The sequence below is a fragment of the Paenibacillus liaoningensis genome (assembly GCF_059609455.1).
In genome coordinates this window covers 41,059-55,204 of record NZ_JCAALU010000017.1, presented here as the reverse complement: position 1 = coordinate 55,204, position 14,146 = coordinate 41,059, and the positions used below count along the sequence as shown (strand labels likewise).

Genomic DNA, 14,146 nt, shown 5'->3' with positions numbered 1-14,146 from the left:
CCCCAAAAACATCCGGTTCCCAAATAGCAGGAGCCGGGAGTTTCTATTCAGGCGCTTGTTCGCATACACTAGTTATTAGGAACATGAGGAACAGGAGAATTGCGAGAAATCCTTGCTCCCAGTTTGCTTAACATCGTTTCAATGCGATCATAGCCCCGATCAATATGATGAATTTGCTCCACTACCGTCTTTCCTTGCGCAGCGAGGCCAGCGATTACAAGCGCTGCTCCTGCCCGCAAATCCGTTGCTTCCACCGTCGCTCCATAAAGACGCGGAACGCCCCGGATAAAAGCCGCATTCATATCAACCCGTATATCCGCACCCATTCGCGATAGTTCGTCAACATGCCTCAGCCTGCCTTCGAAAATCGTCTCCTTCATAATGCTCGTTCCGTCTGCAAGCGCCAGCAGCACCATCACTTGAGATTGCAGGTCGGTTGGAAAAGCAGGGTATGGAGAAGTAACAATTCGTTCAATGGCTTTGGGGCGGGATGCACAGCTGACTTTTATTATATCATCGTGGATAGTGATTTGAATACCTGACCTGCGAAGCACGTGTATTAAGGAAGACAAGTGGGAGGGGCATGTATTCAGAAGAGTAATTTGACCGCGCGTCGCAGCCGCGGCAACCATTAAGGTGCCGGTTACAATTCGATCAGGAATGACCTTGTACGTACAAGGAGAAAGCGACTTCACGCCATTGATCGTAATCGTATCCGTACCCGCCCCGATCATCTCGGCGCCCATCGCATTGAGAAACCGCTGCAAATCTTGAATTTCCGGCTCGCGAGCAGCATTCGTAATCATCGTTCGCCCTTCAGCAAGCACAGCAGCCATCATAATATTTTCCGTCGCTCCGACACTAGGGAAGCTTAGATGGATATCTGCTCCTTTGAGACGATCTGCCCGGCAAATAATGCGATTGCCCACTTCTTCAATTTCGGCCCCGAGCACCCGAAGTCCCTCCAGATGCAAATCAATTTTGCGCTGCCCAATAGCGCAGCCGCCAGGCTGATACACCTGCACTTCACCAAATCTCGCAAGAAGCGGCCCCATTAGAAAGATGGACGAGCGCATCTGCCCCATTAACTTTTCCGGCACATGGGCTAGGTGCATGCTTTCCGTATTCAGCTGTACCGTATCGCCCTCATGCTCCGCATGGCATCCGAGTTCCCGCAGTATGCTGAGCATGACGTCGATATCCAGCAGCTTCGGCACATGTTCCAGCGTCGTTTCGCCTTCGGTCAACAAGCTGGCTGCCAATATTGGCAAAGCGGCATTTTTCGCTCCTTGGATAACAATGGTTCCTGAGAGTGGTTTCCCGCCTTCAATCACCAATTTGTCCAATGTCTCACCTCCGAATTACCGCTCACCCACCACCAGCACTTCCGGCACCAAGCTGATCCCAAATCGATCTACAATGACGCCTTGAATATGAGCCATGAGGGTAAGCACATCTTCAGCTGTCGCTTGCCCGGTGTTGACGATAAAATTGGCATGCAGCACGGATACTTCAGCCGCACCTACACGGAAGCCTTTAAGCCCCGCCTCCTCGATCAATCTGGCAGCATAATCGCCTGGCGGATTGCGGAAGACGCTGCCCGCACATGCCAGCTGCAGCGGTTGCGTGCGCAGCCGCCTTTCCTTGTAAGAGGCCAGCGTTGCAGCAATTTCCTGACGATCTCCAGGCGTAAGCTCGAAGGTCGCTGAAAGCACGAGCCCTTTGCGCTCATGGAGCACGGAGTGTCGGTAAGAAAATTGCATATCCTCGGGTCCATAGGTTACCAATTCACCATTTTCCAGCACAATTTCAGCTGATTTGAAAATACGCGACACATCCGATCCATGCGCACCGGCATTCATATAGACGGCCCCGCCTACCGTTCCCGGAATGCCCCCGGCAAATTCCAAGCCCGTCAGTCCTTCCTTGCTGGACATCACAGACAGTTTAATGAAGGAATAAGCCGCTCCGGCATGAACGGTGTTCCCGTCGAAGCGCACATAATCCAGTCCACCTCGAGGCTTAATGACAACGCCGCGAATGCCTTTGTCACTCACCAGCATATTGGAGCCGCGTCCCAAATGGGTCCAAGGTATGCCGTTTTCATGAAGCAGCCGGACAGCTGACATTATTTGCTCCTGTCCATCCGGTATAATAAGAATATCGGCAGGACCGCCTATTTTCCAAGTAGTATGATTTTCCAGCCGTTCATTAATGAATACTTTACCAATTTTTGCATTCTCCAACAGCTCAGCTACATGTTCCATGCTGTCTAACCTCCTTCTGCTTCAAGGTGAAGAACAGGCTCACTCGGCGATGGTCACGATTTATAAGAGTATCCTATGCCTCATGCCCGGGTAGTGTTACAAATGCCTATAGCGCCAACTGCAAAGCCCACTTATTGTGCGAAGCAAGCTTCGCTAGCCTAGTTGTTCCTTCACCTTGAATAACGTGAAATATTAAGTAAAATGCCCAGCGATGTGAGCAGAAGCGTAAGCGATGAACCGCCATAGCTGACAAGCGGCAGCGTAATGCCCGTTACAGGCATCATGCCGATAACGACACCGATGTTGATAAGCACCTGAACGCCGATAATGCTCGTGATGCCAACTGCGAGCAAGCTGCCGAACGTATCAGGCGCGTAAATCGCCGTTCGAATGCCGCGCCAAACCACAATCATAAACAGCACAATAAGTGCCGACCCTCCGATGAAGCCAAGCTCCTCTGCAACGATGGAGAAAATAAAGTCCGTTTGCGGCTCCGGCAAATAGCTGAACTTCTGCCTGCTCATGCCTAGACCAAGCCCGACTAGCCCTCCTGGTCCAATCGCATATAGCGATTGAATAATTTGATAGCCTGAGCCAAGCGGATCAGCCCACGGATCAAGGAAGCCCGAGATGCGCTGCAGCCGGTAGGGAGCGGCCAGTATAAGGCCGACAAGCCCTGCCATGCCTGCTAGCGCGAGCAAGCTCAAATGCTTGAGCTGGGCGCCCGCGGTAAAGATCAACAGCAGCGATGCCGCGACCATGACCGCACCGGAGCCCAGATCAGGCTGCAGCATAATAAGGCCGAAGGCGAGCAGCGCCATCCCGAGCGGAGGCAGCAGCCCCTTGACGAACAGAGTAATCGTCTGCTGCTTCTCGGAAAGCCATTTTGCCAAAAATAAAATCATGGCCAGCTTCATGAATTCGGAAGGCTGAATGCCGAACGAGCTAATGCCGAGCCAGCTTCGCGCACCGCCGCGCACGACGCCCACGCCTGGGATCAGTACGATGATAAGCAGAACAAAGCAGATGATCAAGGCGATTTTTGCCCATTTGCGCCATACGAGATAATTCATATTCATCGTGAAGATGAGCGCACAGACGCCGAGACCGGCAAACAGCAGCTGGCGCTTGACGTAATAATAGCGGTCTCCGAATTCATGAAAAGCGAGCACTGCGCTCGCGCTGTATACCATAATGATTCCGATAGCCAGAATGAGCGCAATAGAGACGATCATCCATACGTCCGGGGCAGACCTGGCTTTGGCCATAGCGTACACCTCTTTGCATGTAAAAGTAGGGACAAGCCCCCTACTTACAAGGTATGCGCCGAATCTTTAAAAATGCGCCCGCGCTGCTCATAGGATGTAAACATATCCCAGCTGGCGCAGGCAGGCGACAGCAATACGATGTCGCCCGGCGCTGCCAGCGCGGCTGCCTGCCGCACGGCTTCGCGCAAAGTCGCTTCGGCGCTGTCTTCAGGTTCGACCAAACGAACGCCTGCTAAACCTGCCAGCTCCGCAACATGCCCAAGCTTGCCGCGCGTCTCGCCTAGCGCCACAAGCCCTTTGAGCCGATCGCGGAACAGCGGCAGCAGCTCCATGTAATCCGAGCCGCGATCAAGGCCCCCTGCAATAAGTACGATTGGCGCAGTCAACGATCCCACGGACATCGTAGTCGCCGTCGGATTTGTTGCCTTGGAATCGTTGTAGTATTTGACCCCTTTCACTTCGCCTGCATACTCCAGCCTGTGCTCTACACCTTTAAAGCTCCGCAGCGTCTCGGTAAGCTGCTCCGGCAATGCTCCCGCCGCTAGGCATGCTGCAATGGCCGCAAGCGCGTTTGCCGCATTGTGGCGCCCTGGGAGGCCCAGCTCGCCCACTTCAAGCAGCTTCGTTTCCGTCCCATCCTGCGTGCGCCATACGATATGGCGTACGTCAGCAGCTTCATTTTCAGCGGGAGAAGCGTTTGCAGCGCTCTTAACATATGGAGGCTCAATCGCTATCCCATAGCTTAGCTTCTCATAAAGCGAGAAGGGCAAGATGGTCGCATTCACCTGATCAGCGAGCTGCCGGCAAACCGGATCATCCCAATTCAGCACAGCCGTATCGTCCGCCGTCTGATTGGCAAACAGCTTTGCCTTCGAAAGTATGTAATCTTCCATGCCGCCATGATAATCCAGATGCGTCTCTACTAGATTGAGCAGCAGGGCGACGCGGGGACGGAAACCGTTTGTCCCTTTAAGCTGAAAGCTGCTCAGCTCGGCAACAAGCCAGTTGTCTTCTGTCGCTTCTACCGCTGCTTCGCATAACGGGCGGCCAATATTGCCAGCCACGATGGGATTTTTACCTGCCGCCTCCAGCAGCTCGCCGATCCAGGTTGTCGTTGTCGTTTTGCCATTCGAGCCTGTAATGCCGATAATCGGTGCCGGCGAAAGCCAATAGGCCACTTCCACCTCGGTCACAATTTCAACGCCTGCTGCTTCGGCTTGCACAATGGGCGGAGTAGAATAAGGGATGCCCGGATTTTTCACGAGCAGCGCTGTATCAGCCGAAATGAGGTCGTCTGGATGTGAACCGCAAAGCACAGAAATGCCCAAAGCGATTAGCTCATCCGCTTCGGGACATTGGTCCTGCTCTTTTTTATCGTTTACTATTACCTCCGCCCCATAGGAATGAAACACCTTTGCGACGCTAACCCCGCTTCTTGCCAGGCCAAGCACCACAACGCGGCGGCCCCGGTATGATGCCGGATGATCCATAAATGACAGCTCCTTGTAAAGGCCAGCAGCATGAGCCTCGCAATGCCACGATCCGCATTGGATCGGGGCGTTGCTTGAAGCGCCAGCTGCTATCCTGATAATTTTGAAAAATATAGGAAAGGATATGATTTTTCCATCCTTTCTCTATATTTCTACGCGAAACGGTTGCTTTGCCGCCAGAGGACGGCGAAAGCCGTTTCACCTTGAATTCTAAGAATTTATAAGTTTCATCCTTATATCCGCTTAGAATTCTAAGGCAAAGCTCTTCGCTCGTCCTAGAAGGACGACGAAGTCGTTTTTGCTTGTTTGCAGCAATTTTAAAATACGCGTATCAGCAGCAGCGACAGCAGCGCAAACACGAGGCCAACCGCCCAAAACGTGGATACGACGCGCCACTCGGACCAGCCGGACAATTCAAAATGATGATGAATCGGACTCATTTTGAAAATCCGCTTGCCGCGCAGCTTGAAGGAACCGACCTGCAAAATGACCGACAGCATTTCGAGTACGAAAATACCGCCAATCAAAATGAGCAGCAGCTCCATTTTCGTCAAAATCGCTACGGCCGCAATACCCCCGCCGATGCCAAGCGAGCCGGTATCCCCCATAAATACTTTGGCTGGATAGGCGTTGTAGATCAGGAAGCCGAGTACGGCTCCAATCATCGCGGCCGAGAAAATAGCAGAGCCATAAGCCGATACTTGCAGCGCTACAATGGTAAAGGCGCCAAAGGCAATCGCGCTTGTACCAGCGAGCAGTCCGTCCAGCCCATCGGTGAAATTAACCGAATTGCTGGCAGCGAACAAAATAATGACGACAAACGGGTAATAAAACCATCCCATATCGAAGCTCCAGGACGTGCCGGGAACGATGATTTCTGTGCTATGGTGCATCTGGTACAGCAAAGCGCAGACGATAACCGAGAACAGCAGCTGTCCGAACAGCTTCTGGCGCGCGGTCAGTCCGAGCGAGCGCTTGAAGACGATTTTGATGTAATCGTCGAGAAACCCTACGAGGCCGAAGCCTAGCGAGGCGGTAAGCAGCACCCAGAAATCCGCCGTCTTATCGGCAAAATTCAAAAAGGCTATGAGCAGAGCCAGCATAATAATGATGCCGCCCATCGTTGGCGTGCCGCTTTTTTTCAAATGGCTTTGCGGTCCGTCCGTCCGTATTTGCTGGCCAAACTTCATCCGTTTCAGCAAGGGAATACAAATCGGCCCAAGCAGAGCCGCGAGCAAAAAAGAAACGCCTAGTGTGAATAAAATAATCATCATGTCCATGCTCTCACCCCACCTCTAAAGCTTGGACAATCTGTTCCATACGCATACCGCGCGAGCCTTTGACCAGCACAATATCCGCAGGCTGCAGCTGCTGTTTGAGCCACTCCGCCAGCTTTTCCTTCTCTTCAAAATGAATAATGTCCGCAGCATCAGCCGCAGCGCCGAAGCTGCTCTTCACGCCAAGCGACGTGTGACGCGACAGCTGTCCGCAAGTTAGCACGGCACCCGCTTTCGCCGGCGTAATGAAAGCGCCTGTATCATAGTGAAGCTGCTCCTCATCGGGTCCTAGCTCAAGCATGTCGCCAAGCACGATCCATTTTTTGCGGAAGCCGCTTACGCTCTCCAGCAAATCGATGGCCGCCCTTACCGCAGTCGGATTCGCGTTGTACGCATCATTCAAAATCATGGCGCCATTAAAAGCTTTTACCGGCTGAATCCGCATGCCTGTCAGCTGCAGGCTGGACAATCCCTGGCGAATCCGCTCCCCAGTGATGCCAAAATGATAGCCAATTGCAATAGCTGCCAGCGAATTGCTGACATTATGCTTGCCCGGCACGGGAATGGAATAGATTTCCGCTTCGGGCACTGCTGCATTAGCTTGTGCGCCAGCGCTTCCGTCTTTCAGTTCGAAGGCTGCTGATACCGCGTCTATATCCATATTCGCAGCCGTCCACCGATTTCCGTCCATCAGGCCAAAAGCTTCCAATCTAGCACCAGCAGGAAGAGCCGTATGGCCAAGACCGGAGGCGAGCAGCGGCTCATCTCCGTTATACAGCAGCAGCCCGCCGGGCTGCAAGCCGGACACGATTTCCAGCTTTGCTTTCGCGATGCCTTCGCGCGAGCCTAATTGCAGCATATGCGCATCGCCAATATTCGTAATGATGGCAACATCCGGCTTAGCAATTTGCGTCAGCAGCTCAATTTCGCCAAAGCCGCTCATACCCATCTCCAGTACCGCTACCTCCGTCTGCTCATCCAGCTCCAGCACCATCAGCGGCAGCCCGATATGATTGTTCAGGTTGCCTGCCGTTTTGTGCACGCGAAGCGAGGTGCCGAGTACTGAGGCAACCATATCCTTCGTTGTCGTTTTACCGTTGCTGCCCGTAATGCCCACAACGCGCAGCCCTGAAAGCTCGGTGCGATAAGCACTCGCAAGCGCTTGAAGCGCTGCAAGCGTATCATCGACCTGAAGCAGAGGAGCGTCTGCAAGCTCCGGCGGAACAGCATGGCCGCGCTGCCACAATGCAGCCGCAGCTCCATCCTTAAGCGCTTGGGCCACGTAGTCATGCCCGTCGAATTTATCTCCCACCAGCGGCACGAACAGCTGCCCCGCTGTAATTTTACGAGAATCGGTTCCTGCACCAGTGATGGCAACAGCGGATGCAGCCGGATTCCACTCCGCCTTGCACATGCCGCCTATTTGTTCCAGCGTACGTCTAATCAATGTAATAATCCCCTTATCGCTTCTTTCGCAACTAGTCGGTCATCAAACGGATGCGTAACGCCTCCGATAATTTGATAGGTTTCATGACCTTTCCCCGCAATCAATACTACATCGCCAGGGCTTGCCATTTCAACCGCTTTTTCAATAGCGGCATGACGATCAACGAGCAGCTCATAGCGGCTCTTGTCCACACCATCCTTCAAAAGCCCCGCCTCTACATCCCGCAAAATGAGCTCAGGGTCCTCCGTACGAGGATTATCCGAGGTAATAATTGTATAATCGCTGTATTTGGCAGCAATGGCTCCCATAATCGGACGCTTCGTCCGGTCGCGGTCGCCGCCGCAGCCAAATACGCAAATGATGCGAGGCGGCGCAAGCTCCTTAACCGCGCTCAGCACGTTGTCAAGCCCATCCGGCGTATGGGCATAGTCAACGATAACAGCAAAGTTTTGCCCAACGCTTACCGATTCCACGCGACCAGGCACACCGGCCATTTTTTCCAGGCTTGCCTTGATTTGTTCAAGCGCTATTCCTTCAATTAATGCCGCACTCATAGCTGCAAGCGCATTATACACATTAAACTTGCCGACCATCTTGAGCGTAATATTTGCGCTGCCCGCGAAGGTGTCGACATGGAAAGACGTGCCTTGCGCCGTAATTTGAATATTAGAGGCGCGGACATCCGCGGCATGATCAATTCCATACAAAATCGTATCCGCAGCTGTCATTTTTGCAAACCTCTCCGAAGCTGGATCATCCGCATTGAGCACCGCATAGGAGCGCTCCGCCTCATCACTTGCATATACATTGCCAAGCCGAGAGAAGAACAGCCCCTTCGCTTCAGCATAACGCTCCATCGTGCCATGATAATCCAGATGATCCTGCGTCAGGTTCGTGAAAATCGCCGTGCGGAAGCGGCAGCCCTTCACCCGGCCCTGCTCCAGCGCATGGGAGGAAACTTCCAGCGCGCAATATTGCGTGCCAGCATCACGCATTTCCGCCAAATAACGCTGAAGCTGCAGCGCTTCTGGCGTCGTGCCCGACATCGGCTCGGTTATTCCCGCATAACGCCGCTCCACTGTACCGATAACGCCTGCCGGCTTATGCTGATCATTCAAAATTTGCTCAATTAAATATGTCGTCGTCGTCTTTCCATTCGTGCCGGTAACCCCAATCAAATGCAAGGAGCTGCTCGGCTGCTTGTAAAAATAGTCCGCAAGCACCGCCATCGCATGGCGGCTGCTGCCTACTACGAGCTGCGGCGCCGCAATATGCGGCAGCTCGCGCTCGACTACAAAGGCAGACGCCCCGCGCTCCGCCGCTTGCGGAGCAAAATCATGCCCATCCACCGTATGGCCAGGCAAACAAATAAACAAGCTGCCCGCCTGTGCTGCGCGGGAATCCGTCTCAATAGCTGTAATCTCTATATCACCGCTGCCAATTAGCTTGGAAGTGATTAATCGGCTTGCCAATTCGCTTAATTTCATATGCTTATCTTCTCCTTCCATTACTCGGCAAACATAAAGCCTTGCTGCCAAACCGAGCATGATGTCCTTCATTATTATTTATTATGTCTACCAGTATAGTCAATGCGTATGAGATATATCATCCTCGTCGCCTAAATAGATACGTATCGTAGAACCGCGATCCACCCGCGTACCGGCAGCAGGCGCCTGGCGAATAACCGTCTGCCCCGTCCCTGCCGAGCTGAGGTTGAAGTTCATGTTCAAATCCTCATAAATATCGGACACCGACTTGCCGATCAGATTAGGGACAGCAACAATTGGCGTCTCGCCGTATTTATACACTTTGCCAATCTGCTTCTCCCTTTGCGGCACCTGCAGCACCGTCAAGGCGTCCTCCATCATATTGCGCACGATCGGCGCCGCAACGAGGCCCCCGAACTGTATCCCTTGCGGGTTGTCGACCGCTACGTAAATGACGATTTCCGGATCATCCGCTGGGGCAAAGCCGATAAAGGAAACGATATGCTCGTTTGGCGAATATTTGCCACCCACAACCTTTTGCGCCGTACCGGTCTTGCCGCCTACGCGGTAGCCATCAATAAACGCATTTCGCCCGGTTCCTTTCGCTACGACACTTTCCAGCGCCTCCCGGACCGCCTTCGACGTCTCCTCAGAAATAACCGTTCGCACCGCCTCCGGCTCTACGGTTTCCACCGTCTCCCCGGTGTCCGGATTTATCCAGCCCTTCACCACATGCGGCTTGTACAGCGTACCGCCATTAATAGCAGCTGAGACAGCGGTAATTTGCTGAATGGGCGTAACCGAAACCCCCTGGCCGAAAGCGGTCGTCGCCAGCTCCACCGGCCCGACACGGCTCAGCTTAAACATAATGCCGTTTTCCTCGCCGCCGATATCAATGCCTGTTTTTGTGCCAAAGCCAAAATTTTTAATATATTCGAAGAGCTTATCTTTGCCCAGCCGCTGCCCAAGCGTCACAAAACCCGGGTTGCAGGAGTTCTCAACAACTTCCAGAAAAGTTTGGCTGCCATGGCCGCCCTTCTTCCAGCAGCGAAGCCTTGCGCCTCCAACTTCAATTGCACCCGGATCATAGAAACGCTCATTGTTCAGGTTGACCTTCTTTTCTTCAATAGCTGCGGCGAGCGTAATAATTTTAAACGTCGAACCCGGCTCATAGGTCATCCAAATCGGCAAATTCCGATTATACACCTCGGACGCGACTTCCTTGTACTTATCCGGCTCATAGGTCGGGCGGCTCGCCATCCCTAATATTTCACCATTTTTTGGATTCATCGCAATCGCCATAATCTGGTCGGGCTGGTGCTGCGCCATCGCTTGGTCCAGCTCTCGCTCCATGATGGCTTGAATCTGCTTGTCGATCGTCAGCTGCATCGTCAGCCCTTCCTTCGGCTCCACATACGTATCCGAGGAATTCGGCATCTGCCTGCCGCGCGCATCCGACAGAAAAGAGACATTCCCTTGAATGCCGCTAAGCTCGTCATTATACCTCGCTTCCACACCCGTAAGCCCTTGGTTGTCTATGCCTGTAAAGCCTAGCACATGCGCCGCCAAGCTGCCAAAGGGATAAAAGCGTTTATTGTCTTCGGCAGCTACAATGCCAGCAAGCGAGAGCTCCCGCACCTGCTGCGCCTTCTCCGGCGTCATTTTGCGGCCGCCGGGACGAAGCTGGACGAGCATTGATTTTTTCGTATTGATTTTGCCATACAGCTCATCTGCCGTCATATCCAGCAGCGGCGCGAGCGCATCAGCCGTCGCCCGCTTGTCTTTAATTTGCGCAGGAATCGCCCAAATGGTAGGCGAGGTTACGTTGTAAGCCAGCTTGACGCCATTGCGGTCCCAAATTTCTCCCCGCTTCGCCATATAGGGAATATCCCTGCGCCATGAATTTTCCGCCTTGGCCGCCAGCTCGCTGCCCTTCCAAAGCTGAACATACCCTAGGCGCGCACCTAAAGCGGCAAATGCAATTACCCCAAAAATAAGCACCATAAACAATCGACGGCGCACCGTCACATTTGATACTTTCATCGCTTGCTCCTCCTCCGCCCTTTGCTTAAGGCAGAGCGTACACTGACGCTCATTCCCAGCCTATTCATGGGGCGGAGGAGATAGAACAAGCCTCTGGCGTGTCCTTTATACTACCCTTGCTAGTCCGTGCCAGTCCATACAAAACCTTGCTAGTCATGCTATTGCTCCTGAATTTCTCCTGTATCCTCTACATCATCCTGCATAGAGCTGCCTGAGGCGGCCTCTTCTTCCGTGCCAGCCTCTGCTTCCGCTCCAGCCTCGTTCTGTGCATTTGCCAATGCTTCCTCTGCCGTGACAGCACCCTCTGCGCCAGTTGGCGGCGAAAGCTGTACGCGCAAAATCCGCTTGTCCCCCTGCTTCTCTTCCTTCTGGGAAATGATAAAGCCTTCCCCTTCTGCCAGCAGCTGCACATTCATCAGTGAAGCAACCTCCAGCGCATCACGCAGCGACAGCCCTGTCATGTCGGGAATCGTCAGCTTGTCCTGCTGTTCGGTAACGAGATAAACACGCTGGGTTTGAGCGATATTTTCCCCTGCTGCCGGAACCTGCTTGACTACTGTCGTCCCGGTGCCCACGACCTCAAACATCACATTGCGCGCTTTAAGCTCCTCTTGCGCTTGAGACAAGTTCATTTCGGTGACATCCGGCAGTTGAACGGTTGGCGTCTTTTTATCGGTCGTCGATTCTACTGTCGCGTTATCGGGCATGACCCCCATATGGCGCAATGTTTTGTAGACGATTTCCTTGAAGGCTGGTGCTGCAACCTTGCCCCCGCCCGCGAGCGGATCATTAGGCTCATCGACGACAATATAGACGACGACCTTCGGATTTTCAACTGGCGCGTAGCCGATAAACGAAACGACATATTTATTTTTGGAATATTTCCCATTAATAATTTTTTGTGCCGTACCGGTCTTGCCTGCTACACGGTACCCCTCAATGTAGGCGTTTTTCCCAGTTCCGTTTACTTGGTCGGATACAACCTGCTCCAAATATTCGCCGACCTTTTTCGACGTATCCTCGGAAATTACCTTGCGCACAGCCTTCGGCTCAAACTTCTCGGTCGTATTCGTGTTCGGATTGTAAATTTGCTTAATAATTTGCGGCTGCATCAAATTGCCGCCGTTTGCTACTGCAGCGACTGCAGCGATTTGTTGAATTGGCGTTACGGATACGGGACCTTGTCCAAACGATGCCCGCGCAATATCACTGGGAATGCTCAAATTAATATTGAGAACACCCTTTGATTCATTGCCCAGTTGAATGCCTGTCGGCTGCCCAAAGCCGAAGCGATTAATGTAATCTACCAGCTTCTCGCCGCCGAGCATTTGCCAGCCTAATTTAACGAATGCGACGTTACTGGAATGCTTCAGGCCATCCAAATAAGAGATTTTCCCCCAGCCTATCCGGTTGGAATCCCGCACGGGACTACCTGGCACATTAATGCTGCCGGATTGAAAGGTCGCATTCGGTTCGAACAGCCCTTCTTCGACCGCTGCCGCCAACGTTACAATTTTGAACGTTGAGCCCGGCTCGTACAAGGACTTGATGGCGTGGTTGTATGCATTTTCAAAGTTCGTATCCCAATACGTATTCGGATTAAAGGTCGGATAATTCGCCATGGCGAGAATTTCCATCGTATTGGGGTCAGCCGCAATAGCCGTTATGCTTTTGGGCTGATATTTATTCGCCACTTCCTTGATAGCTTCCTCTACATAATGCTGAATCTCGTTATCGAGAGTCAGCGTAATATCCTGCCCATCAACGACTGGCTCGTAGACAACGTCGCCTTCCGCGAGTTGAACACGCTTGCCATCCTTCTCATACTTGATTTCACCATTCGTGCCCTCGAGCTTATCATTGAAAAAGGATTCAATGCCTGCGAGCGCCTTACCATCCTTGTCCACGTAGCCTATCAGTTGGGATGCCATAGTATTGCGAGGATAATAGCGTTTTTGATCATCATATAAATAAATGCCAACGTCATTTACTTTGTTTTCTTTCTTTAGCTCATCCCGCAGCTCCTTGATTTTATCAGCCACCGATTTGTCGATATTCCAGCCGCCGTCGCGAATTTCGCGCTGCCCGTAATATTCGCCTTTATCGTTCTGTGCGGTAACAATTTTGCGCAGCTCATCCTGCGGCTTGTTCAAAATCGCATTCAGCCCTTCTACGACCTCATCTGCAATGCCCAAACTATCAATCTGCTTCGGACTGACTGCCACATTATAAGCAAGTGCATCCATCGCCAGCACATTGCCATTGCGATCCGTAATGGTCCCCCTGTTCGCGACTAAAGTTTCGGTATCCGCCCAACGTTGTTTTGCCATGTTATACCAAGTGTCTCTATCAACTACCTGCACCCAGAAAATTCTACCAATTAGAATAAGAAAAAGGAGGGTAATTACCCCTCCAAAAAACAATGTGCGCATCCTGATTCGTTTTACCATATGTCCTCCCTACTCACCCATTGCAGTAGCCGATTCCTCTTTACCTGTATTTACGGTTATGCCTGGCTGATAATTGTTGACCATCCCCTGGCTTTCCGCCATTTTCCGAATAAACTCCGGGTCGCTCAGCATTTCAACCTGCTTCTTCAGCTCTTTCAGCTCCACGTTCACCGCTTCATATTCACTAGTGACGTGTTTTATTTCTACGCTCATTTTATAAATTTCGGCATACCTGAAAATAATAACGCCTGCAACAAGCACGCATGCGATTACTGTAAACAAATACAATAGCTTTTCCTGCATCGTTATCGTTTTTCTTTTTACGACCACCCGTTTGTTTTGCTTAATTGCTGGCTTCTGCTCCGGTTTTTTCTTAGGCTGCAGAGCCAAATTTCCATTCGTATAGGCCACTCCAGA

10 protein-coding genes are annotated in these 14,146 nt (G+C 52.3%); all 10 read right to left on the bottom strand.

Going from position 1 to position 14,146, the window contains the following annotated elements:
* Window positions 1-68: 68 nt before the first annotated feature.
* Complete coding sequence (murA, locus tag AC6B99_RS25170; RefSeq protein ID WP_056041628.1) at window positions 69-1,346, bottom strand: UDP-N-acetylglucosamine 1-carboxyvinyltransferase; 1,278 nt, start codon at window positions 1,344-1,346, stop codon at window positions 69-71.
* Window positions 1,347-1,361: 15 nt separating this feature from the next.
* Entirely contained in the window at window positions 1,362-2,267 is a 906-nt protein-coding gene (gene murB / locus AC6B99_RS25165) for a UDP-N-acetylmuramate dehydrogenase (protein ID WP_056041630.1), read from the bottom strand.
* Window positions 2,268-2,437: 170 nt separating this feature from the next.
* Window positions 2,438-3,535 carry a stage V sporulation protein E gene (gene spoVE, locus AC6B99_RS25160; protein ID WP_496664493.1) on the bottom strand — a complete coding sequence of 366 codons (1,098 nt, stop codon included), beginning with the start codon at window positions 3,533-3,535 and terminating at the stop codon, window positions 2,438-2,440.
* A 44-nt stretch (window positions 3,536-3,579) separates the two neighbouring features.
* The gene (gene murD / locus AC6B99_RS25155; protein ID WP_496664492.1) at window positions 3,580-5,025 is read right to left on the bottom strand and encodes a UDP-N-acetylmuramoyl-L-alanine--D-glutamate ligase; all 1,446 of its coding nucleotides are present in this window, start codon (window positions 5,023-5,025) and stop codon (window positions 3,580-3,582) included.
* Window positions 5,026-5,342: 317 nt separating this feature from the next.
* Window positions 5,343-6,305 (bottom strand): phospho-N-acetylmuramoyl-pentapeptide-transferase, encoded by a 963-nt coding sequence (gene mraY / locus AC6B99_RS25150; RefSeq protein ID WP_056041635.1) that lies wholly within the window; start codon window positions 6,303-6,305, stop codon window positions 5,343-5,345.
* A gap of 4 nt (window positions 6,306-6,309) precedes the next feature.
* Complete coding sequence (locus AC6B99_RS25145; protein ID WP_056041638.1) at window positions 6,310-7,749, bottom strand: UDP-N-acetylmuramoyl-tripeptide--D-alanyl-D-alanine ligase; 1,440 nt, start codon at window positions 7,747-7,749, stop codon at window positions 6,310-6,312.
* Window positions 7,746-9,236: a UDP-N-acetylmuramoyl-L-alanyl-D-glutamate--2,6-diaminopimelate ligase gene (locus tag AC6B99_RS25140; protein ID WP_496664491.1), complete on the bottom strand. Its 1,491-nt coding sequence runs from the start codon at window positions 9,234-9,236 to the stop codon at window positions 7,746-7,748. The genes AC6B99_RS25145 and AC6B99_RS25140 overlap by 4 nt, the downstream gene beginning before the upstream one ends.
* A gap of 99 nt (window positions 9,237-9,335) precedes the next feature.
* A complete protein-coding gene (locus tag AC6B99_RS25135) occupies window positions 9,336-11,279 on the bottom strand; it encodes a stage V sporulation protein D (protein WP_056041642.1) in 1,944 nt (647 codons plus the stop codon).
* A 158-nt stretch (window positions 11,280-11,437) separates the two neighbouring features.
* Entirely contained in the window at window positions 11,438-13,609 is a 2,172-nt protein-coding gene (locus AC6B99_RS25130; protein WP_496664490.1) for a penicillin-binding transpeptidase domain-containing protein, read from the bottom strand.
* Between the two features lie 129 nt (window positions 13,610-13,738).
* Complete coding sequence (gene ftsL2 / locus AC6B99_RS25125) at window positions 13,739-14,140, bottom strand: cell division protein FtsL (RefSeq protein ID WP_056041647.1); 402 nt, start codon at window positions 14,138-14,140, stop codon at window positions 13,739-13,741.
* Between the last annotated feature and the right edge of the window lie 6 nt (window positions 14,141-14,146).

Coding starts and splice junctions, on each gene's coding strand:
- AC6B99_RS25135 (WP_056041642.1), bottom strand. CDS start 11,279: ATGAAAGTATCAAATGTGACGGTGCGCCGTCGATTGTTTATGGTGCTT.
- spoVE (WP_496664493.1), bottom strand. CDS start 3,535: ATGGCCAAAGCCAGGTCTGCCCCGGACGTATGGATGATCGTCTCTATT.
- murB (WP_056041630.1), bottom strand. CDS start 2,267: ATGGAACATGTAGCTGAGCTGTTGGAGAATGCAAAAATTGGTAAAGTA.
- AC6B99_RS25140 (WP_496664491.1), bottom strand. CDS start 9,236: ATGAAATTAAGCGAATTGGCAAGCCGATTAATCACTTCCAAGCTAATT.
- murD (WP_496664492.1), bottom strand. CDS start 5,025: ATGGATCATCCGGCATCATACCGGGGCCGCCGCGTTGTGGTGCTTGGC.
- AC6B99_RS25130 (WP_496664490.1), bottom strand. CDS start 13,609: ATGGCAAAACAACGTTGGGCGGATACCGAAACTTTAGTCGCGAACAGG.
- mraY (WP_056041635.1), bottom strand. CDS start 6,305: ATGGACATGATGATTATTTTATTCACACTAGGCGTTTCTTTTTTGCTC.